Annotated in this window: 20 protein-coding genes; 6 read left to right on the top strand and 14 right to left on the bottom strand. The window is 61.2% G+C overall.

Annotated elements, in window-relative coordinates:
• The first annotated feature begins 13 nt into the window (after positions 1–13).
• Both IVB05_RS36870 and rsmD read left to right on the top strand, forming a co-directional pair.
• Positions 14–2155: a pseudouridine synthase gene (locus IVB05_RS36870; RefSeq protein WP_247781007.1), complete on the top strand. Its 2142-nt coding sequence runs from the start codon at positions 14–16 to the stop codon at positions 2153–2155.
• 7 nt (positions 2156–2162) lie between these two features.
• Positions 2163–2717, top strand: coding sequence for a 16S rRNA (guanine(966)-N(2))-methyltransferase RsmD (rsmD, locus tag IVB05_RS36865; RefSeq protein WP_247781006.1), 555 nt, complete (start codon positions 2163–2165; stop codon positions 2715–2717).
• A gap of 93 nt (positions 2718–2810) precedes the next feature.
• Here the strand turns inward: rsmD and mutL are convergent, their stop codons facing one another.
• Positions 2811–4619, bottom strand: coding sequence for a DNA mismatch repair endonuclease MutL (gene mutL / locus IVB05_RS36860; protein WP_247781005.1), 1809 nt, complete (start codon positions 4617–4619; stop codon positions 2811–2813).
• Positions 4620–4863: 244 nt separating this feature from the next.
• Between mutL and IVB05_RS36855 the strand changes: the two genes are divergently transcribed.
• Positions 4864–5181, top strand: coding sequence for a ribbon-helix-helix domain-containing protein (locus tag IVB05_RS36855; protein WP_247781004.1), 318 nt, complete (start codon positions 4864–4866; stop codon positions 5179–5181).
• A 204-nt stretch (positions 5182–5385) separates the two neighbouring features.
• On the opposite strand, the gene IVB05_RS36850 is transcribed toward IVB05_RS36855, so the two are convergent.
• Genes IVB05_RS36850 through IVB05_RS36835 form a run of 4 tightly spaced genes read right to left on the bottom strand, consistent with a single transcriptional unit; the run spans position 5386 to position 8370 of the window.
• A complete protein-coding gene (locus IVB05_RS36850) occupies positions 5386–6954 on the bottom strand; it encodes a GMC family oxidoreductase (protein WP_247781003.1) in 1569 nt (522 codons plus the stop codon).
• A gap of 36 nt (positions 6955–6990) precedes the next feature.
• A complete protein-coding gene (locus IVB05_RS36845; RefSeq protein WP_247781002.1) occupies positions 6991–7539 on the bottom strand; it encodes a gluconate 2-dehydrogenase subunit 3 family protein in 549 nt (182 codons plus the stop codon).
• 33 nt (positions 7540–7572) lie between these two features.
• A complete protein-coding gene (locus tag IVB05_RS36840) occupies positions 7573–7968 on the bottom strand; it encodes a VOC family protein (RefSeq protein ID WP_247781001.1) in 396 nt (131 codons plus the stop codon).
• Positions 7969–8370: a c-type cytochrome gene (locus tag IVB05_RS36835; RefSeq protein ID WP_247781000.1), complete on the bottom strand. Its 402-nt coding sequence runs from the start codon at positions 8368–8370 to the stop codon at positions 7969–7971.
• Between the two features lie 382 nt (positions 8371–8752).
• Here IVB05_RS36835 and IVB05_RS36830 point away from each other — a divergent pair, with 382 nt between their 5' ends.
• The 3 genes from IVB05_RS36830 to IVB05_RS36820 all read left to right on the top strand — a co-directional run bounded on the left by IVB05_RS36830 (position 8753) and on the right by IVB05_RS36820 (position 9990).
• Complete coding sequence (locus tag IVB05_RS36830) at positions 8753–9055, top strand: hypothetical protein (RefSeq protein WP_247780999.1); 303 nt, start codon at positions 8753–8755, stop codon at positions 9053–9055.
• A 180-nt stretch (positions 9056–9235) separates the two neighbouring features.
• A complete protein-coding gene (locus IVB05_RS36825) occupies positions 9236–9460 on the top strand; it encodes a DUF2892 domain-containing protein (protein ID WP_247780998.1) in 225 nt (74 codons plus the stop codon).
• Positions 9457–9990, top strand: a complete 534-nt coding sequence (locus tag IVB05_RS36820) for an RNA polymerase sigma factor (protein WP_247780997.1) — start codon at positions 9457–9459, stop codon at positions 9988–9990. Before IVB05_RS36825 ends, IVB05_RS36820 begins: the two co-directional genes overlap by 4 nt.
• 76 nt (positions 9991–10066) lie before the next feature.
• Here the strand turns inward: IVB05_RS36820 and arfB are convergent, their stop codons facing one another.
• The 9 genes from arfB to lspA all read right to left on the bottom strand — a co-directional run bounded on the left by arfB (position 10067) and on the right by lspA (position 20093).
• Positions 10067–10486, bottom strand: a complete 420-nt coding sequence (arfB, locus tag IVB05_RS36815; protein ID WP_247780996.1) for an alternative ribosome rescue aminoacyl-tRNA hydrolase ArfB — start codon at positions 10484–10486, stop codon at positions 10067–10069.
• 32 nt (positions 10487–10518) lie between these two features.
• Positions 10519–11466, bottom strand: a complete 948-nt coding sequence (locus IVB05_RS36810; RefSeq protein WP_247780995.1) for a hypothetical protein — start codon at positions 11464–11466, stop codon at positions 10519–10521.
• Positions 11453–13279: a hypothetical protein gene (locus tag IVB05_RS36805; protein ID WP_247780994.1), complete on the bottom strand. Its 1827-nt coding sequence runs from the start codon at positions 13277–13279 to the stop codon at positions 11453–11455. The genes IVB05_RS36810 and IVB05_RS36805 overlap by 14 nt, the downstream gene beginning before the upstream one ends.
• Positions 13276–14472, bottom strand: a complete 1197-nt coding sequence (locus tag IVB05_RS36800; RefSeq protein ID WP_247780993.1) for a metallophosphoesterase — start codon at positions 14470–14472, stop codon at positions 13276–13278. Before IVB05_RS36800 ends, IVB05_RS36805 begins: the two co-directional genes overlap by 4 nt.
• Positions 14469–15314, bottom strand: a complete 846-nt coding sequence (locus IVB05_RS36795; RefSeq protein WP_247780992.1) for a Dam family site-specific DNA-(adenine-N6)-methyltransferase — start codon at positions 15312–15314, stop codon at positions 14469–14471. The genes IVB05_RS36800 and IVB05_RS36795 overlap by 4 nt, the downstream gene beginning before the upstream one ends.
• Positions 15315–15835: 521 nt before the next feature.
• The gene (locus IVB05_RS36790; protein WP_247780991.1) at positions 15836–17278 is read right to left on the bottom strand and encodes a pitrilysin family protein; all 1443 of its coding nucleotides are present in this window, start codon (positions 17276–17278) and stop codon (positions 15836–15838) included.
• Entirely contained in the window at positions 17200–18588 is a 1389-nt protein-coding gene (locus IVB05_RS36785) for a pitrilysin family protein (protein WP_247787273.1), read from the bottom strand. The genes IVB05_RS36790 and IVB05_RS36785 overlap by 79 nt, the downstream gene beginning before the upstream one ends.
• Before the next feature lie 180 nt (positions 18589–18768).
• A complete protein-coding gene (locus tag IVB05_RS36780; protein ID WP_247780990.1) occupies positions 18769–19482 on the bottom strand; it encodes a hypothetical protein in 714 nt (237 codons plus the stop codon).
• Between the two features lie 92 nt (positions 19483–19574).
• Positions 19575–20093 carry a signal peptidase II gene (gene lspA / locus IVB05_RS36775; protein ID WP_247780989.1) on the bottom strand — a complete coding sequence of 173 codons (519 nt, stop codon included), beginning with the start codon at positions 20091–20093 and terminating at the stop codon, positions 19575–19577.
• Positions 20094–20119: the final 26 nt, after the last annotated feature.

Here is a 20119-nt window from a genome sequence, read left to right as displayed (position 1 = left end):
CGAGAGACCATTCATGCCCCGCGATAGCGACAAAAACAACGATTCCCGCGGCCGGCGTGACCGGCCTGGCGGTGGCAAGGGGGGTGGCAAGGGCCGCTCGGGGGCGGCGAGGGGGCCTGAGAAGAAGTTCGCCAAGCGCGGGTTTGCCGGAAAGGGTGAAGGCGAAGGCGAGCGGCGTCCCTATGCCGGGAAGTCCGACGGTGCGAAATCGTTCGGCAAGAAGCCTTATTCCGGCGGTGGAAAACCTTACGCCGGCAAGCGGGACAGTGATGATCGTCCGCCGCGCCGGGACTTTGGCGATGCGCCGCGCCCGCGCGGCGACCGGCCATTTGCAGGCCGTCCGTCACGCGGTGACGATGGTGAAAAGCGTTCGTTCAAGCCGCGTGAAGATCGTGGCGGTGGCGACAAGCGCCCGTACACGCCGCGCGGCGACCGTCCGAACTTCAATCGCGACGACCGACCGCCGCGCCGTGATCGCGACGATGCGCGTCCGGCTGGACGTTTCTCCGATCGGAAATTTGGCGACAAGAAGCCCTATGCCCCGCGAGAAGGCGGCGGCGAGAAGCGGCCCTATACGCCACGTGGCGAGGGTTTTCGTAAAGACAGCGACCGTCCGCGTGGCGATCGGCCCTTTAGTGCCCGGCCGTCGCGCGATGGCGATCGCCCCCGTGGCGATCGCCCTGAGAGAAAATTTGGCGGCGATCGAAAGTTCTCCCGAGGCGCGCCCGACCGGGGCCCGCGCAAGGATTTTGGTGACCGCCCCGATCGTGGTCGGGATCGCGGCGATTCAAAGCCGTGGCAGAAGCGTGAGGATCGCGGCGAGCGCGATTCCCGTCCCGCCCGTGATGGCGCGCGCAATTTCGACAAGCCGCGCTTTGATCGCTCGCGCGATGATCGAGGCGGCGATGAGCGTCCCCGGTTTTCGCGTGCGCGCGAGGATCGACCGAAATTTGACCGTCCACGCCAAAGACCGGAAGGCCGCACCGACTGGCAGGAGCATCCGCGCAGCGAAGCGGGTGACGATCGGCCGCGTCGTGAGAACGAGGACGACAGCAAGATCTTTGCGAAACGCCCCGCGTTTGGCGGCCGTGGTGCTTACCGTGAGCGCAAAACCGAATTCGAAAAGCGCGGGCCGCAACCGCCCAAGGTCAAGAAATCCGGCGAACGCATCGCCAAGGTAGTGTCGCGGGCAGGGCTGGCCTCGCGCCGCGACGCCGAGGAATGGATCACGCAGGGCCGCGTCACCGTCAACGGCCGCGTGATCAATTCGCCGGCGCTGGACGTCACTGCCAACGACACCATCGCCGTCGACGGCAAGGTGCTGCCGCCGCGCGAGCGGACGCGGCTGTTCATGTATCACAAGCCGCGCGGGCTGATGACCACGCATGCCGACCCCGAGGGCCGGCCGACGGTGTTCGACAATCTGCCGGAAGGCCTGCCGCGGCTGATCTCGATCGGCCGGCTCGATTTCAACACCGAGGGCCTGCTGCTGCTGACCAACGATGGTGGCCTCGCACGCGCGCTCGAACTGCCCGACACCGGCTGGCTGCGGCGCTATCGCGTCCGCGCCCATGGCGAGGTCACGCAGGCGCAGCTCGACGAACTGAAAAAGGGCGTCGAGGTCGACGGTGTCAAATACGGCTCGATCGATGCTGTGCTGGAGCGCGACCAGGGCGCCAATGTCTGGCTGGTGTTTGCGATCCGCGAAGGCAAGAACCGCGAAGTCCGCAACGTCATGGCCCATCTCGGCCTCGAGGTGAACCGGCTGATCCGTGTTTCCTACGGGCCGTTCCAACTCGGCGAAATCGCCGAGGGCCAGGTCGAGGAGGTCAAGACCCGCGTGCTGCGCGAGCAGCTCGGCGAGAAGATCGCAACGCTCGCCGGCGCCGATTTCAACCGGCCGATGCAAGGTGAAAAATCTGGCGAAAAGTCCGACGACGAAGAGACTGACGCGCCGCGCGGCAAGAAGCCGTTCAAGCCGGCGGGAAAAAGCGCGCTGATCGCCGACCGCAAGGGCCGCCGCGTGCTGGTGCAGCGTACCGGCAGCGAGGAGGCCCGCGCCCGCAACGAGGAAGAGGCCAACGGCTACGGTCCGCCGCGCCGCCCCAAGCGCGGCTATCACGGCAAGCGCGATCTGACGCCGCGGGACGAGTAGTTGGGCTATGCGTGTCGTCGGTGGACGATTGAAGGGCCGTAATTTGGCTTCGCCTTCCTCGCAGGCCATCCGTCCGACGGCGGATCGGTTGCGGGAATCCGTGTTCAATATCCTGATCCACGCCTATGACGATCCGATCGAAGGCGCGCGTGTGCTGGATCTGTTTGCCGGCACCGGCGCGCTCGGCATCGAAGCAGTCTCGCGTGGCGCGGCGTTCACGCTGTTCGTCGACAACGGCGCCGAAGCGCGCGCGCTGTTGCGCAACAATGTTGAGGCGCTGGGCTTGGGCGGCGTGACAAAAGTCTATCGCCGCGATGCGACCAATCTGGGACCTGCGCATCCGGTCGAGCCGTTCTCGCTGGCCTTTCTCGATCCGCCCTACGGCAAGGGATTTGCGGAAAAAGCGTTGGCCTCGCTGCGCGATGGCGGCTGGCTGACGCCGGGCGCGTTGCTGGTGGTTGAGGAGGCGAAGGCGGCGGCGTTCGCAGCGCCCGACGGCTTCGAGGAGTTGGAGCGGCGGGCGTATGACGATACGGAGTTTGTGTTTTTGCGCGGTCCGTAGGGTGGGCAAAGCGAAGCGTGCCCACCATTGAGTGCGGAGTGTTGATGGTGGGCACGGCGCAAGTGCGCCTTTGCCCACCCTACGAATCCGGCGTCACCGTCTCCCGAACAGCTTCTCGATATCGCTCAGCTTCAATTCCACATAGGTCGGCCGGCCGTGGTTGCACTGGCCGGAATTCGGCGTGTCTTCCATCTCGCGCAGCAGCGCGTTCATTTCTTCCGGCTTGAGGCGTCTCCCGGCGCGGACCGAGCCGTGGCAGGCCATGGTGGCGGCGACATGCATCAAACGCCGCTCCAGCGGCAGCGCCTCGTCCCATTCGGCCATGTGCTCGGCGAGATCGCGGAGCAATCCTGCCGCGTTGGCCTTGCCGAGCAGCGACGGCGTTTCGCGCACCGCGACTGCGCCGGGGCCGAAAGAATCGATCGCGAGCCCGAAGGAGCAGAGTTCTTCGGCGCGGTCCAGCAGCTTCTCGACGGTGGCCTCGTCGAGCTCGACGATCTCGGGGATCAGCAGTATCTGCCGCTGCACGCCGTTCTTCGCCAGCGATGCCTTCAGCTTCTCATAGACGATGCGCTCATGCGCGGCGTGCTGGTCCACCACGACCAGCCCGTCGCGGGTCTGCGAGACGATATAGGTCTCGTGGATCTGCGTCCGCGCCGCGCCCAACGGGCGGTCGAGCAGATCGGCAGAGGGCTGCGCCTCGAAGCGCACGTCGGCGGTTGGCGCGCCGACATCGAAGGCGGCCTGTCCCGCTTCGGCGAGCGCAGACGCCGCACCACCAAATGAAGGCGCGCCGCTGACCGGATAGGCCGGCGAACTCCGCCAGTCCCAATTGGTCGGGCGCGGCGTAAAGGATGGGCGAAATGCCGACAGCGCCGCGCCGTCGGTATTGGCGGCGGTGCGCCTGCCTTCGCGGGCGAGACCGTCCTTCAGCGCATGCACGATGAGCGCGCGAACGAGGCCGGCGTTGCGGAAGCGCACCTCGGTCTTGGCCGGATGTACGTTGGCATCCACCTCCTGCGGCTCCGTTGTCACGAACAGCGCCACCACGGGGTGGCGGTCGCGCGGCAGGTAGTCCGAATAGGCCGCGCGCACCGCGCCGAGAATGAGCTTGTCGCGCACCGGACGCCCGTTGACGAACAGATATTGTCCGAGCGCGTTGGCGCGCGTCAGCGAGGGGGCGGCGGCAAAGCCTTCGACCGCGACACCCTCGCGCTCGGCGCGCACTTCGATGGCGCTCGAGCGGAAATCGCTGCCCAGGATATCGCCGAGCCGCGTCAGCCGGCCCGCCGCGCCGGGCAGCGCTGCAGCCCAGGTCACCGGCGCGCGTTCCTCGCCGGCCAAGGTGAAGGCGATATCGGGCCGCGCCATCGCCAGCCGCCGCACCACTTCGCGAATTGCTTCGGCCTCGGTGCGGTCGGTCTTGAGGAATTTCAACCGGGCCGGCGTCGCGTAAAAGAGATCGCTGACCTCGACGCGGGTGCCTTGCGACAGCGCCGCCGGCATGATCGCCGATTTCTCGCCGCCTTCGACCGACAGCGACCAGGCGTGCGGTTCGCCGGCATGCCGCGTGGTGATGCCGAGCTTCGCCACCGCGCCGATCGAGGGCAGGGCCTCGCCGCGAAACCCGAGCGTGCGAATGCGCAGCAAATCCTCGTCGTCGAGCTTGGAGGTGGCGTGGCGGTCGACGGCGAGCGCAAGGTCGCCATGGGTCATGCCGCTGCCGTCGTCGGTGATGCCGATCCGTCGCCGGCCGCCGCCATCGGTGAAAATGTCGACCCGGCTGGCGCCGGCATCGATCGCGTTCTCGACCAGTTCCTTGACCACGCTCGCAGGACGTTCGACCACCTCGCCGGCGGCGATGCGGTTGACGACCTGTTCGGGAAGCTGGCGGACGGGCATGAGGCGGGGGCTTGAGCGTCGATTCGGGGCTGAACCGCGATTGTAGGCGCTCAGGGTGGCAAATGCATGGGAAGAAGCCGAATCAATGCCCGGCTGGGGATGAAAGTAGACTATCGCCTTGAAGATGCTGGGGTTCGTTCGCGGCGGGTCGCAGCGACGTGGGTTGGACTTGAGATTGGGCTTGGGAGGCCGCCTGCGTCGGTATATCGTTTAGAAAAGTTATAAACTGACGGGGAGGAACGCCATGTGCCATCTGTTCGCGCACCAGGCCCAACGCGACTACGAATCGCAGACCCGATCGCTGCGGATGGGCGGCCATTGCACCTCGATCCGGCTGGAAATGTCGTTCTGGGACACGCTGGAGGAGATCGCGGCCAAGGAGGGGATGAGCCTCGCAAAGTTCCTTACCACGCTGCACGACGAGGTCCTCGACCACCACGGCGAGGTCAAGAATTTTGCCTCGCTGCTGCGCTGTTCCTGCCTGATCTATCGCGCCAAGAGCGCAGTCGTCGTGCCGGAATTTCGTGTCAGCGCCCCCGCCATTCTCGACGCGGCCGAATAGTTTTCGTCCGATCGACAAGGAAAAGCGGCTCGGTCCATTCCGGACCGAGCCGCTTCCGTTTGCGGGAACTAGAGCCCGGTTCTGACTAAATCAGAACCGGGCTCCAGCTTTTTTGTTGACGCGTTTTCTACCGCAGATAAGTCTACGCAATCTGCGCAGGCTTGATTGCTTTGCGAACCGGTGCCCACTTCGCTCGAAAACGCTCTAGATCTCCTTTCGCTGCATCGCGCCGGCGATGTGGTCCGCCTGCCGGATCGCGAGCGAGACAATCGTCAGCGTCGGATTGCAGGCTGCGCCGCTGGTGAACTGGCTGCCGTCGGAGATGAACAGGTTCTTGACGTCGTGGGCCTGGCCGAATTTGTTGACGGCGCCATCCCGCGGCTTCTCGCTCATCCTGACGGTGCCGAGATTGTGGGTGCTCGGGTAGGGCGGCGTCGGATAGGTCACGGTGGCCCCGACGGCCTCGTAGACGGCGGCGCCCTGCTTGTAGGCATGATTGCGCATCGCGATGTCGTTCGGATGATCGTCGAAATGCACGCTCGCCACCGGCATGCCGAACTTGTCCTTGGCCTTCGGATCCAGCGTGATGCGGTTGGTTTCCTGCGGCATGTCCTCGCCGACCAGCCACATGCCGGCCATCCGCGGATAGGATTCCATCGCTGACGTGAAGGAGCGTCCCCACGCGCCGGGGTTCAGGAATGCCGCCATGAACGGCACGCCGATCGACAGCGTCTCCATCTCATAGCCGCCGACGAAGCCGCGTTTGGGGTCGTTCTTCGCTTCGTCTTTGATAATGCCGGCCATGGTGGTGCCGCGATACATGTGCACCGACTTCTCGAACGCCGCGTACACGCTGCCGGTCATGTGCCGCATATAGTTGCGGCCGACCTGCCCGGACGAGTTGGCAAGGCCGTCCGGGAACATGGTCGAGGCGCTGTTGAGCAACAGCCGCGGGCTCTCGATCGAGTTGCCTGCGACCGCCACCACCCGCGCCTTCTGGCGCTGCATCGCGCCGCTCTGGTCGGCATAGACCACGCCCGTCACCTTGCCGGATGCATCGTGCTCGATCTTGATCACCATGCTGTTGGGGCGCACTTCGAGATTTCCGGTCGCCTCGCCCCTGGGGATCTCGGTATAGAGCGTCGACCATTTCGCACCCGTCTTGCAGCCCTGGAAGCAGAAGCCGATCTGCTGGCAGGCTCCGCGCCCGTCGCGTGGCGCACTGTTGATCGCCATATTGCCGGTGTGCACGGACTTGTAGCCGAGCTTCTTGGCGCCGGCTTCCATCACCTTGAAATTGTTGTTGCCGGGCAGTCCTGGAATGCCGTTGGTGCGGGTGACGCCCATCTTGTCCTCGGCCTTGGCGTACCACGGCTCCATCTCGGCAAGTGTGATCGGCCAGTCCAGCAGGTTGGCACCGGCGATGTTGCCATAGGTGGTCTTGGCCTTGAACTCGTGCTCGTCGAAGCGCAGCGACGCGCCGGCCCAGTGCGTCGTGGAGCCGCCGACCGCCTTGACGATCCAGGCCGGCAGGTTGGCGAAGTCCTTGGCGACACGCCAGCTTCCGGATGTGGTGCGCATGTCGGACCAGGCGAGCTGGGTAAAGCTCTCCCATTCATCGTTGACGAAATCCTGCATCTCGATGCGCGATCCGGCTTCAAGGATCACGACCTTGACGCCTTTTTGCGCAAGCTCATTGCCGAGCGTTCCGCCGCCTGCGCCGGAGCCGACGATCACGACCACGCCGCTGTCATTCAGATCGAATTTTGCCATGTTGAATTCCTCCCTGATTGTTCGTTGCCGGTGGCCTCAAGCCTTCGGGAGCCAGTCGATGTCGGCGAAGCCGCGCTTGATATAGCCGCCGTGCTCGGCGGAGGAGCCCTCGTAGCCGAACTTCGGCCAGAGTTCTTTCTGGTTGTAGAGGGAGACGACGAGGTCACCGCGAACCTTCTGGAAGAAGGCGGTCTGCTCGATGCGCTGCAACAGCGCCACGCGGTCGGTCTCCCACTGTACCTGCACATAGGGAACCTTGTGGCGATCGTTGGCTTCCTGATCCAGGCGCGCGACGCCGTCATTGATCAGCGACTTTGTGGCCGGATCTTTCGCCGACTTGCCGTCCCACGGCTTGATTGCGGCGATGTAGTAGCTGTCGCCCAGGAAGTCGTGCGGATAGATGTCGCGCGCGACCTTCACCAGCGTCTTGAGCGTCGCCGGCGTCAGCGTGGTGGCGTCGTCGGCCCAGGCGTCGCTGACACTCAGGCCCGCGCTGGTCGCGATCGCGACGGCCGGCACCGCCGTGGCCGCGCCCTTCAGGAAGACGCGACGATCATATTTGCTTCGACGATCGACTTCTCTCATGGGTGTCCTCCATTGAACGTTTGTTGATTGCGATTAACCGAAGCGGCCGCCGCGCTGGATCACTTCGATCTTGTAACCATCGGGGTCGGCGACGAAGAAGAAGCGCGCCAGCGTCATGCCGTCATGCTTGAAGTCGCGCAGCGGCCCGGGCGCGAGATCTTCGCGTGCGAATCTCGCGTGCTCGGCGTCGACATCATCGACGACGACGGCAAGATGGCCGTAGCCGTCGCCCAGCGCGTAGGGCTCCTTGCGATCGAAATTGACGGTCAGTTCGACCTCGAACGGCGAGGACGGATGGCGCAGATAGATCAAGGCGAAATCCGCAAACTTGAGATGGTCGGCGACCTCAAGCCCGAAGGCGCGTGCGTAGAAGTCCAGCGATTTCGCCTCGTCGAACACGCGGATCATCGAATGAACGGGCTTTGCCATTCAGTTCAGCTCCTTCAGATAGGCGATGATGGCGGTGCGGGTCTCCGCCTTGGGCTGGCGGTAGGCCATGTTGGAGCCCGGGACCATCGCCTGCGGATTGGCGAGATAGGCATCAAGCCCGGCGTCGTCCCAGACGAAGTTGGCCTCGGCGAAGCCGGCGGAATAGCGAAAGCCGTCCGTCTTGCCCGCCGGCTTGCCGACGATCCCAAACAGCGACGGCCCCTGGCGGGTCGGGTCGGACAGGTTGGTGGTATGGCAAGTCGCGCATTGCTGCTTGAACAGCGTCGTCCCATCCGGCGGCCTGGCGGCGGGCAGCGGCATCTGTGCGCCGGCCATCGTCACGACAAGCAGCGCGGCGCAAAATCCCGGCCCGATTGCCCGTGTCGTACGCAGCTTCGTCATGTGCTTCACCATTGGCGTGCACAGACTGTAGGTCGCGGAAAATAAGCGGTGGTAGTAGCGGGCTGTTTCACGACAGAACAAAAGCGGCTGGGCTCCAGGCCGGACTCCCAATCTTCAGGCGGCTGCCGCTTCAAATGCATGTGTTCAAAATATTTTTACGGAACTTTCCGGAAGCTGCAGAGGCGCCGAATATGCGGTCTGCGTGTGGCCAAGGATTCGCAAAATGACCCAGAAATCCCTGCACGATCACCACATCGCGCGGCTTGCATGGCGGGCGCGCCGTTCGCGGATAACGACTGATCCGGCGATGAACATGTTCGCGTTGTGAACGGTGCCTGAAGAAGTCGAACTGTTCTTCGTCAACCAAACCTTGGAGAAATGGATGAAGCTAGTGAAAACCTCGGCGATCGCAGTTGCAATCTCGGCTCTGCTTGCCGGTCCGGTACTGGCGCAAGGCGCCTCATCCGGCACGCAGACCCGCGGCGGCGCACAGGGCAAAACCCAGATGCAGGGAGGCGCTTCGGGCAGCATCGACGAGGACACCGATGCGCCGGCGGGCGCCGCCAGCCAGAGGGCCGGTGCGAAGAGCGGCATGAAGGGCACCGTCGGAGCCGGCAGCGGCGCGCCCACCGGAGCGGCCAAGGCCACGGGCGGGGCGGCTACCCCTCCAGCGACCAGCCGATAGGCTCCCCCAGGAAGAAACCCGCCTCCTCCGTCGGGTTGCTCTCCAACAGAACTCCGGTCGCGATGGGCGGCCGGAGTTTTTTTTGTGTTTTGGCCTGAACTCCGCGAACCGAAAAACCGGCTGGATGGCTCTATGGGATGAGAACGCTGAGGTTCTCTCGCGAAATCAAAGGGAGCTGTTATGTTTTATCGCAAGAATTTGCCGGGCTGGGAGCGGGCGATGCGGACGATCGGGGGCGTTGCGATGATCGTCTACGGGCTTTTCGGCATGCCCGGGCTGCTTAGCATGCCCGGCACGACGGCCGGCTATCTGATCGCAGGTGCCGGCGCGATCGCGATTCTGACCGGCTTTTTCGGCTTTTGCCCGATGTGCGCCATGGTCGGCCGGAGGCTTCCTTCGCCATGACCGCGCTGGCCGGGGCAGGGCGCTGCGATCCCTCGCTGGTCGAGGCCGCCCGTCGCGGCGACGCCGATGCGCTGGTATCGCTGATCGCGATAGCCCAGCCGGACATCCGCCGCTATGCCGCGCGCAATTGCCGCGCGGCCGATATCGATGACGCGGTTCAGGAAACGCTGTTGCTGCTGTACCGACGGGTCGGAACGCTGCGCGCGGTGACGTCGTTCTCGGCGTGGCTGTTTGCGGTGGCCCGCCGCGCCTGCCTTCGCCTGCTGCGTCGGGCGACGGGAATGGCGGACGCTTCGGCCGATGATGCGGAAATGCGTCTGGCGCATCTTCCGCCCGAAGACATTCGCATCGATCTTTCCCGCGCGATCCAGTCCTTGCCCGATCATTATCGCGAGGTGATCCTGCTGCGCGATATCGAGGAATTGTCGATCGATGAGATCGCTGAAATTCTCGCCCTGACGCGCGAGAGCGTCAAGGCGCGCATTCACCGCGCGCGATTGATGATCCGGGAATATCTGATCCGGGACTGAGGGAGAGCGTTTTCAAGCGGAGTAGATACCGGTTCGCGTCAAGAAAACGCGTCAATCAAAAGATCGGCGGCAGCCCTCAATCGTCGAAGCGCGCGGTGGTGCGCTTCGCCTTGACGTCGCTGCGGCGCTTCTTGCCTTCCAGCCTTCGCTGCTTCGAGCCGAAGGTCGGCTTGGTGGCGCGCCGTGGTATCGGCCTCACCATGGCTTCGCGCAGCATTTCGAGCAGGCGGTCGATGGCATCGGCGCGGTTGCGCTCCTGGGTGCGGAAGCGCTGGGCGTGGATCACGATCACGCCATCCTTGGTCATGCGCTGGCCGGCAATCCGGTTCAGCCGCAGGGCGGCGTCCTCCGGCAGCGTGATCTTCCGCGTGTCGAAACGCAGTTGCGCTGCCGTGGAGAGCTTGTTGACATTCTGCCCGCCCGGACCGGAGGCGCGGACGAAGCCGATCTCGATGTCGTTCTCGTCAATCGTAAGGTCGCGGGAAACTCGCAGCATGGTGTTTTGTCGGTGCCCAAAGTATCCGAAAATTAACTCGCGGTATCCTGCGCCCCGGATCTGCGCGGGCTCAACAACAAATTGTGCCAGATCACTGGGCCTTCTGCATCGCGATCCACCACTACGGCATGATCCTTTGAACTGAATGCCCAAAGACCAATATTCCGATCGCAAAAGACGGCGGTTGATACTGAAAGCCATGCGAACATTTTCGGGCCGAAAGGAACCACGAGGAGTCGAAAATCGCTTTCCAGAGCGTTCAACAATGCTTCCAGCCGGCCCCTAGTGTGGGTGGGCTTTGAGATTTCATAGTTGAACTCTGTTACGTCGAATATGTCGTCGATGTGCTCATTCGCCTGACGCATTGCTTCGTCGTAAGCTGGATCGTTTCCTTGAGGAGCAAAAGTCCAAGCCTTATTGGGCTCCAAGTATTGAAGCGCCCCTAGCGCGAGTCCAGGCTCGCATCCTAGACCGAAGATAATTCCGAGCGGTCGCTCTGCACGAGAACTCCACCCGGCTAACGCTGGAACGATGGGATTTGCAACCCTTATGGGTGCCGCTTGATAGGGGCCGACAAACTTGGATGGTGCATATGCGGTTGCGAGACGAATCGTGCGAAACTTCGCGGCCAACTGCATTCCGAGCGCTACATTTGCTATCATCTCCCGAGACATCGAAGATATGTCGACAAAGATGCGGCACTCTTCGTCAGCAGGCGTTTCCAAAACGGCATTTGAAATAGCGGTCGTTGCGCTCGCGTCCACACCAGAGAGGAGCGTGTATGATTTGTTCAGAAAGAACGTCTTGTTATCCTGATATGAGCCAGCTTTCAAAAATCCGAACTCCAGGCCAAGCCCACGCGAGGCGGAAATCGCGTGCTGTTCCACGACCCACCGACATCGACGTTCGTAGCCAACGGCAACGATTGCTAAGGCGAACGTTTCTCCCGTTGGAGGGCGATCGTTCTCAGCTATCACCATTTTGACCACCCGTGTCGAAGAGAGTTTGTTGGGCGTTTCGAATGTCTACGCCTCGCATCTCCAACAACAGTCTTGATAGGCTGACTCGATCCCCAAGTGTAAGTAGTAATCGATACCGAGAAGCGAGCGCATAAGAAAGCCGAAAGCGTTGGCCCCTTAGTCCGCGGAGCAATGTATCAGGGCCGCTCTCTGGATGAGGGACATGAATTATCGCCCCCGCGTTCAAGGCTTTCCCGACTGCACTGATCACGTCATTGGTGACGTTACTATCGAGAACGAATGTGCCGACATAGTCCGTCGAGAAGGGGCCCTTCAGCAATCGGTCCTCGAACGATCTCCCGATCTGGTCTACAAAGTCCAGCAATCCTTTGCCGGGCTCGAAGCCCCCAAGGTCTAACGGAATCACTTGCAGAAGGGAAGTCAAGAGGAGCTCAACGCGACGAATCGCTTGGGTTTGCATTCCAAGCGATATTGAGCCGCCGCCATCCGATCGTTGATCCAGGAATTGACGTGCCATCGGCCCAACGCACGTAAGGATTGCTCTTGGATTCCCCTCTGTTATTTCCACGATCGCCGGATAACCAGCATACAAAGAATGTGACTTTCTGGAACGTTCAGCAACTACCCGTCCAGCTTCGAAACGACGCAAGAAGAAGTTCCGCGCAATAACTATAGGCAGCACCTTTCTCACATCCTGCGCAATGTTATTCTCGTTGAACACGTATGTGGGGGACAGCAAACCGCGATCACTTACGTATTTTGCAAAGGAGTCATCCTTAGCTGCAAGCTCGTTGAATTCTTCGGGAATTCCACGACGCGTCTGGAGTTTGTTCGGAGCTCGTCCAAAGCTGCGGCCGAAATTTGGAGATTCGAACATTCGAGGTAGCGAACGGACTTGAATGCCGACCCGCTCAAACGTTGTTCGAAACAGCTCTGCGCTGAACTGGGTTGCGTCATCCTTGTTTGGATAAGTTAGTTGGACGGTCTGATAATCGTGGAGTGGTTGCGGTGAGGTTGGGGTTCGATGCAATCCGGCATCGTCCATGAAAGGTGCCAAAGCTAATTTCACGATTATTCTCTCGTCAAAACTCCGAATGCCGGACAAGAGGAACGACTTAATTCTAGTGGGGGCGATTTCCATCTCATCAAACAGTAGAGCCCACCTGCGGTCATCTCTCCTCGACATGCCGTTAAAGGCCGATACGAGCATGCTGATTTTGCTGGGAAATGAATCAACGCTGAACGAATGATCAGCAGTGTTTCCTACATTTATGGCATCAAGGCGAGACTCGAGCGCCAGTTCTAGCCCCAAGAGCGTTTCAAGCTTCGGCTTAACTTCCAAATCATCCGCTACTAGCTTAACAAGCTGGCGTTCTTGATCGGCGTCAATCTCAATTGCCAAATGCCTTGCGTGTTCGGAAACCTTCGAACGACCTAATTCTACTGCCTCGCGCATTGCGAAAACGAGACTACGGAGCGTATGCAGAACAAACGCAGCCTCCTTTCTTTCTGTCTTGTGGGTGAGCCGATCGAAAGCCTCAATCTGACGTCCCCATGCGATATCTGCCGGGATGAACGCGGCGTTGAATGTGACTTCTCTTGCGAAGGTCCTGGCCTGAGGATGTTCCCAATTGTCTAGTGCTCGGGCTGTGAGCATCTTGAGTAGTGTCGTCTTGCCACTGCCTCTTGGGCCAAGAAGTAACGTATGGTTTCTTGCCAACAATCGCGCGAAATGCGGTTCTGGGGGGATAAAGGAGCGGGCGATATCGACCGCCGGAATTGATCTAGCATTGTATTCTAATTCCAGTCTCATGGGCGTCGCCCTAATTGTGCGTAACTTCCGTCCCGATCCGTGAGGATCACAAAGCCCCGTTGCTCGAGTTCTCGTTCAAGTGCCCGGAAGTCGGACGGAACTAGTCTCATGAGCGATGGAAATGTCGCGATTGCCGTAGTCCAAGCCAACGAATTGACGCTCTGAGTTGTGTAGTAGGCATCGATCTGATCAACAAGGGAAGCTGCGCTGGCTCGATGTCCGAAGCCGCACACGTGTCGTAAGCCGTGCGGCCCGAATGATTTCTTCCAACCCACACCCGGCTGCCATGTCCAACTAAGAATAGTCCCGGCGGAGTTCCAACCGCTTTGGCGCGCTCCACTTGGGTCAGATGTCAGCAAGTGAACTTGATTGGGATTCTTGTTTTGTGCGTCAAAGTTAATTTGCGCACTGAAGCTTGCGCAACTCACTATCACCGGAGAATTTGCGCCACCGTGACCATAAAAGAGGTCTGGAACGTGTTTGTGTCCGTGAATGAGAATCCACGATGTCGGTGCGTCGTTTAGCACGCGTATCAGTTCAGATCCTCCCCGAGTAAGTCCGGCCAAATTCTCATCTGATTGTTCCGGTTGAAGTGGATGATGATGGCACAGTAGTATATTGGTTGATGCGCTAGGGAGCGTGCTCAACTTGGTCTTTATGGCTTCGATCGTTCTCGGGCTAATTCGGCCATGTTCTATTTCCGCAGCCGTGTCGCGTCCGGCGCCGTGATAAGCTGCCGTGTTGAGAGCAAGGATATTGCAATCATCAAGTGAAATCGATGTGAAATCCTCAGCCCAGAATTCAAGGTAATTCTGCCGATCGCCAAAAGGTATCGGGGGCACTATTGCTTTTGCAAAGTCTCTTGGGTCGAACGTGCTGGTCTTGTAACGAGAGTCGACGTCGTGGTTACCTACAGTGGATACGAGAGGTATGCCGAGTTCGTTGGCTAGATCGTGCAGTCGTGGCCATACGTAATTGAAAGCGTTGGAGTTGGCTTTGTTCGTGATGTCACCCGGGCACAGTATGCAATCAAGTTGCAACTGCTCTTCGTCAATCAGCCGACGCAAGTCTGAAAGGGGGTCCACCGTAGGCCGAGTGCCTCCACCAAAGCTACTCACGTAAGAGGGTGAAAGCGACGACGAGGGATCATCTTCGCACGCATGCACGTCACTGATCAGCAGGAATCGCTTCAAGTAGCCTCGACCAATATGGGAGAGTTCGAATAGAGGACTTCGACTTGCTTCTTGCGCGACCCGCTGAACCCCCCAACGTTTCGCGTTACCTCGAATCGAGTGCGATGCCAGCTTTTAGGGATGCCTTTGATGGGCATGCTTTCATTGTAAGTTAGCGCAACGGTGGCCCCCCGGCGCACGGCTTCTCGTAGGGCAAAAATTAAGTCATCCAAATCTTGCGGACCAAAAGACTTCTTGCCGTATTCTATGAACGTACGATCGATAGAAGAAAAGTACGGTGGATCCGCGTAGATGAATGAATGGCGCCCAGCTTCAGCTATCGTCTTTCGAAAATCTTGGTGGCGAAGTCTCACACGTTTAAGAGCAACCGAACAATCTTGGAGCAACGATAGGGGTGGATTTCCTCCCATCTCATGGCCACCAAAGGGAACATTGAACAGGCCTTTGCTGTTCGTCCTCCATAATCCATTGAAGCAATTGCGGTTCAAATAGACAAAAAAGACTGCGGCCTCCAAGCCATTCGGTCGCATCGTATTAAAGGTGTCTCTTACTTCGTAATAAACTTTTGGGCTTCGCTTCAGGGCCACCAACTGTTTGTGCAATTCCCTCGGGCGATCGCGAACATGTCGCATCGCGTTTACGAGATGTCCGTTCAGGTCGCCAAGAAGGCCGCTATCCGGCTGGAGAGAGAAAAAAAGCGCGGCTGAGCCAGCAAACGGCTCGACATATTGTCGACTGGGGTCTGAAAAAGCGGACGACAATACACCTAGCGATTTTCGTTTACTTCCAGCCCAGCGCAAAAAGCTCGGGCCATGATTGCTGGAGCGTGTTGCGCTCGGCACGTCAACCTCATCTTTTCGCCAGAATGCGAAGTAGCTCTCGATTGCAATCTAAAATCGAAGAACATTTTAGCTCAACATTTGGCGGCCTAAATGGAAAAACAGCCCCAAAACCTAGGGATACACACTATTCGCACAACTTCCCTCCAATCAGCGAGGCAGATATGCGATATAACCTATTGAATACACGAAATATTTTGAATTTTTAAAAAAATGGCTGCTCTACCCCGTGGCTAGGGGTAAAGCACAGCGTTCCGCGTTGCGAAGGCCTAATCGAACCTCGGAAGTGGCTAGTAGAGCAGGATGAGATTAGGTTGGGCGGCGACGACGGACCATCTCGTGCCCCGGACGCAAGCGGCCTAAGTGCTGCGGGCCGGGGCCCATTCTACTTTGCATGGGGTTGTTTTCGCCATTTTGTGTCCGGGCCCTGCGGTGTACCGATGAAGAGTATCTGCACTGCGTCGGGGACACGAGATCGTGCTTCGCACTAACGGCGAATCGATTCGACTCCAACCCATTCCGATCTAGTTCGCCTTTGGCGGCGCCACCACCGGCTGGGCGGCGGCTTGCGGGGCGCGGCCGACGATGACGGTCAGCAGGCCCTGGCCCCACAGCTTCTGCGCGGCCTTCTTGGCGTCGTCGAGCGTGACGGCGTCGACGAGCGCGTTGCGCTTTTCGATGTAGTCGATCGGCAGCTTGTCGAGCTGGTATTGCAGCAGCGCCTGCGCGAGCTTGGAGGAGGTATCCAGCGCCAGCATCTGCGAGCCCTTGAGGTAGGACTTGGCCTCGTCCAGCTCCCTCTGGGTCGGGCCTTCCTCGGCTATGCGACGGATTTCCCTCTCGATCGCGTCGACGGTCTCGCCGGCGCGGTCGGCGCGGGTGCCGGTATTGCCGATGAACAGCGCGGATCGATCCATCCAGAGCAGCGATTCATAGACCGAATAGGCGAGGCCGCGTTTTTCGCGCACCTCCTTGTAGAGCCGCGACGACGATCCCCCGCCGAGGATGTGGTTCACGACATAGGCGGCCATGAAATTCGGATCGTGCCGGCGAATGCCGGGACCGCCGAACGTCACCACCGTCTGCGGCACGTCGAGCGGCACGAACGCGCGCTGCGGCGGCTTGGTGGCCTCGACCTCGGCGACAGGCGTCAAGCTGGCCTTGGCCGGCAGTCCACCGAACGTCTTGTCCAGCAGCTTGCCGAGCGTGTCGGCATCGACATCGCCGACCACGGCAATGCGCAAGCTATCCTTGGCGACGACGCGGCGGACGTAATCCTTCATGTCGGCGACGTCGATCTTCGGCACGCTGTCGAGCGTGCCGTTGCCATTCCTGCCATAGGGATGATCGCCGAAGGCCACTTCGAGGAATTTGCGGCTCGCCAGCGAGGTCGGGTTGGTGGTGTCGCGACGCAGCCCGGAGAGCACCTGTGCGCGAATGCGCTCGACGTCGGTGGTGTCGAAATGCGGCGAGGTCAGCGCCAGATGCAGAAGGCCGAAGGCCTCGTCCTTGTTGTCCTTGAGCATGCGGAGCGAGCCGCGGAAATAATCCCGGGTCGAAGAGAAGCTCAGCTCGATGGCGCGGCGCTCGAGGCGCTCGTGAAAGGTCTTGGAATCGAGATCGCCGGAGCCCTCGTCGAGCAGGCCGGCGACCAAATTGCCGACGCCCGATTTGCCTGACGGGTCCTGGGCGGCGCCGCCGCTGAAGGCATACTCCATCGCAATCAGGGGCACGGTGGCGTCCTGCACGAACCAGGCCTCGATGCCGCCAGGCGAGACCAGCCGCTGGATCTTTGCCGCGGCATGCGACGGCGTTGCCGCCAGCAACACCAGCACGGTGCAGGCGATCAGGCTGGATGCGAGGCGCTGCGCGCCAATCGAAAAACGGATCACGAGCGCTTCTCCTCGCGTTTCGGCGCGGCATCCTTGATCAGATAGCCGGTCACCGAGCGGTTCTTCTCGAGCCATTTCTGGGCGGCGTCGCGGACCTGCTCGGCAGTGACGGCGCGAATCCGCTCCGGCCAGCTCCTGATGTCGTCGATGGAAAGCCCCGTCGTCAGCGCACCGCCATACCAGCGCGCCAGCGTGGCCTGATTGTCCTGGGCGTAGATCGCCTCCGCAATCAACTGGGTCTTGACCCGCTCGAGATCCTCGGCGCGGGCGGGATTCTGGATCACCTCCGCAATCACGCCGTCGATCGCCTGCTCGATCTGCGAGAACTCCACGCCCGGCTTTGGCGAAACCGAGATCGAGAACTGCGACGGATCCAGCGAAGTGCCCTGGTATCCGGCGCCGGCGCTGATCGCGAGCGGAAGGTCGATCACCAGCGCGCGGTAGAGATAGGAGTTGGAGCCGCCGCCCATCAGTTGCGCGAGCACGTCGAGCGCGGGGCCTTCGCCGGCCGCAGCCGTCGCGGAGGAGGGGACGAGATAATAGCGCCGCAGGCTGGTCTGTTCGACGCGCGGATCGGACAGCGTCACCGTGCGCGGCGCGGCGGGCACCGGCTCCTGCGGACGGATGCGATGCGCTGATATCGCCGGCTGCGCCGGGATGCCGCCATAGGCTTTTTCCACCATCGGGCGGACTTCCTTGGCATCGACGTCGCCCGCGATCACCAGGATCGCGTTGTTCGGCGCGTAGAAACGCTTGTAGAACGCCAATGCATCCTCGCGGTCGAGCTTCTCGATCTCCTGGCGCCAACCGATGATCGGCCGGCCATAGGGATGGTTGAGATACAGCGCCGCCATGATCTGCTCGGTCAGCCGCGCGTCCGGATTGTTGGCGACGCGCATGTTGAACTCTTCCAGCACGACGTCGCGCTCGGGCAGCACGTTCTCATCCTTGAGGATGAGGCCGGTCATGCGGTCGGCCTCGAACTCCATCATTTTCGCCAGCTGCTCGCGCGGCACGCGCTGGAAATAGCCGGTGTAGTCGAGCGAGGTGAAGGCGTTTTCGTTGCCGCCGATCCGCAGCACGGTCTGGGAGAATTCACCGGCGGGATGTTTGGCCGTCCCCTTGAACATCAGATGTTCGAGGAAGTGCGCCAGTCCCGATTTGCCCGGCGTCTCGTCGGCGGAGCCGACCTTGTACCAGATCATCTGCGTGACGACGGGCGTGCGGTGATCCGGGATCACGACCACTTGCAGGCCGTTGTCGAGGGTGAAGCTGGCGGGACGTTCCGACGTGACCGTGGTCTGGGCGAATGTGCTGCCGGCGGAAAATGCAAACGTCGAGATGAGGGCTGCTACGAGAGAGGCGGCAAAACGGTGTGAATACATCATGACCTATCTGGCGCTTGTTCCGCAAAACGGGTTACCGGTCCTGCGGCGGGTATTCGCGCAAATGTTAGAAGTAACCCGATAAAGCCGTTCGGGATCAAGCCGCGGCATCGTACACCGCGCTGGCACCGGCAATCGTCACGAAGGCGAGAGATCAGCTTAACTAATCGCCATACTTAACTATTCGCCATACTTGCCCTTGGCCGGGTTGTATTCCTTGTTGAGCGATTCCTTCGGCCCGGTGCCGTAGGCATAATTCGGCGACGGCGTCTGGTAGCCGGGCGGAGGCTGGGTCAGCGAATCCCGCGTCGGCTCGGCCTTGAACGGGGCCGTCTCGGTCTTGCTGCCGCCGAACAGGCCGCTGAAGCCACCGCTATAGCCGAGCTGCGACGGGCTCAGGATCGGGTTGTTGTTCGAGGTGCCGGGCTGAACCGGATCGTTGTCTTTGCGCGAAGGCGCCGCGGTCTTGCCCACCGCGAGTTCGGCCGGCGTCAGGATGCGGGCCGCTTCGCGCGGGTCCTTGTTCTCTTTCTTGCGCGCCGCGATGGCTGCCTTGCGGCGCTGGTCGTCGGGATCTTTTGGCCAGTTCGGGGCCTTCACCTCGGCCGCGGTCGCGGCCGGCGGCGGCAAATCGAGCTTGGGGGGGACCACCAGCGGGGAGCGCTCGCGGTACTCGATGCCGCGGTTTTCCATGTTGGTGCCGCCGATGCCGCGCATGATGCCTTCGATGATCTTTTCTTCGAAGGTCTTGTCGTCTTCGTCCTCGTCGTCAGCCGCGCGCAACGGTCCGGCGGCCATTACGAGGCCTATGCCGAGGGCAATGGCGGCGAACCGCAGGGCCCGGCTCAGCGAGCTGGTCTGCAGCATCCAGAAGCGGGCTTCGGTCTCGCGCATCGCGCTGTTCCCATTCATAATTTCTGCAACACGCGGGGGCTGGCTTGAGGCGCGTAATGGCTCCATACCGCAAGGGTTCGTATCGGCCGGGATCAGGGCGCTTTTGCGGCGGGTACCCCCAGGAACGAGTCATACAATAGGCCCGCTACCCCGGCAACAATGGCCACATCCGCGAGGTTAAACACGTACCAATTGAAGGTTTTTCCCCCGATCTCGATGTGGAACAGGGCGAAATCGACCACCGCGCCATACAGGAAGCGGTCGATGACGTTGCCGGCCGCGCCGCCGATGATGAGGCCGAGAGCCAGCGTCGCCAGCAGCGTGCTGGAGCGCGCCATCCAGATCCCCAGCACGATCACGGCAATCGCCTTGACCGCCATCAGCGCGACCTGGGCAAGCTGGTTGTCGCTCTGGAACCAGCCAAAGCTGATCCCGACGTTCCAGGCCAGCACCAGGTCAAAGAACGGCGTGACCCGGACCGCGCCGCGATGGGCGAGGTCGAACACGTAGAGCAGCCAGAGCTTCGAGGCCTGATCGATCACCAGCGCGGCGATCGCGGCAATGACGCCGGCGCGGAGGTGAGGGGTTCGCGGGCGTTCGAGGCCAGACACTTACTTGGCCTTCTTTTTCTTCTTTG

The sequence above is a fragment of the Bradyrhizobium sp. 170 genome, from assembly GCF_023101085.1.
In the GTDB taxonomy this organism is placed as follows: Bacteria; Pseudomonadota; Alphaproteobacteria; order Rhizobiales; family Xanthobacteraceae; genus Bradyrhizobium.
The sequence above is the reverse complement of the archived record's forward strand: the minus strand, read 5'-3'. Positions and strand labels throughout refer to the sequence as shown.

Bases quoted from the DNA above. Each gene is read 5' to 3' on its own strand.
- IVB05_RS36870 (WP_247781007.1), top strand. From the start codon at position 14: ATGCCCCGCGATAGCGACAAAAACAACGATTCCCGCGGCCGGCGTGAC.
- rsmD (WP_247781006.1), top strand. From the start codon at position 2,163: ATGCGTGTCGTCGGTGGACGATTGAAGGGCCGTAATTTGGCTTCGCCT.
- mutL (WP_247781005.1), bottom strand. From the start codon at position 4,619: ATGCCCGTCCGCCAGCTTCCCGAACAGGTCGTCAACCGCATCGCCGCC.
- IVB05_RS36855 (WP_247781004.1), top strand. From the start codon at position 4,864: ATGTGCCATCTGTTCGCGCACCAGGCCCAACGCGACTACGAATCGCAG.
- IVB05_RS36850 (WP_247781003.1), bottom strand. From the start codon at position 6,954: ATGGCAAAATTCGATCTGAATGACAGCGGCGTGGTCGTGATCGTCGGC.
- IVB05_RS36845 (WP_247781002.1), bottom strand. From the start codon at position 7,539: ATGAGAGAAGTCGATCGTCGAAGCAAATATGATCGTCGCGTCTTCCTG.
- IVB05_RS36840 (WP_247781001.1), bottom strand. From the start codon at position 7,968: ATGGCAAAGCCCGTTCATTCGATGATCCGCGTGTTCGACGAGGCGAAA.
- IVB05_RS36835 (WP_247781000.1), bottom strand. From the start codon at position 8,370: ATGACGAAGCTGCGTACGACACGGGCAATCGGGCCGGGATTTTGCGCC.
- IVB05_RS36830 (WP_247780999.1), top strand. From the start codon at position 8,753: ATGAAGCTAGTGAAAACCTCGGCGATCGCAGTTGCAATCTCGGCTCTG.
- IVB05_RS36825 (WP_247780998.1), top strand. From the start codon at position 9,236: ATGTTTTATCGCAAGAATTTGCCGGGCTGGGAGCGGGCGATGCGGACG.
- IVB05_RS36820 (WP_247780997.1), top strand. From the start codon at position 9,457: ATGACCGCGCTGGCCGGGGCAGGGCGCTGCGATCCCTCGCTGGTCGAG.
- arfB (WP_247780996.1), bottom strand. From the start codon at position 10,486: ATGCTGCGAGTTTCCCGCGACCTTACGATTGACGAGAACGACATCGAG.
- IVB05_RS36810 (WP_247780995.1), bottom strand. From the start codon at position 11,466: ATGGTGATAGCTGAGAACGATCGCCCTCCAACGGGAGAAACGTTCGCC.
- IVB05_RS36805 (WP_247780994.1), bottom strand. From the start codon at position 13,279: ATGAGACTGGAATTAGAATACAATGCTAGATCAATTCCGGCGGTCGAT.
- IVB05_RS36790 (WP_247780991.1), bottom strand. From the start codon at position 17,278: ATGGCTCGAGAAGAACCGCTCGGTGACCGGCTATCTGATCAAGGATGC.
- IVB05_RS36785 (WP_247787273.1), bottom strand. From the start codon at position 18,588: ATGTATTCACACCGTTTTGCCGCCTCTCTCGTAGCAGCCCTCATCTCG.
- IVB05_RS36780 (WP_247780990.1), bottom strand. From the start codon at position 19,482: ATGCGCGAGACCGAAGCCCGCTTCTGGATGCTGCAGACCAGCTCGCTG.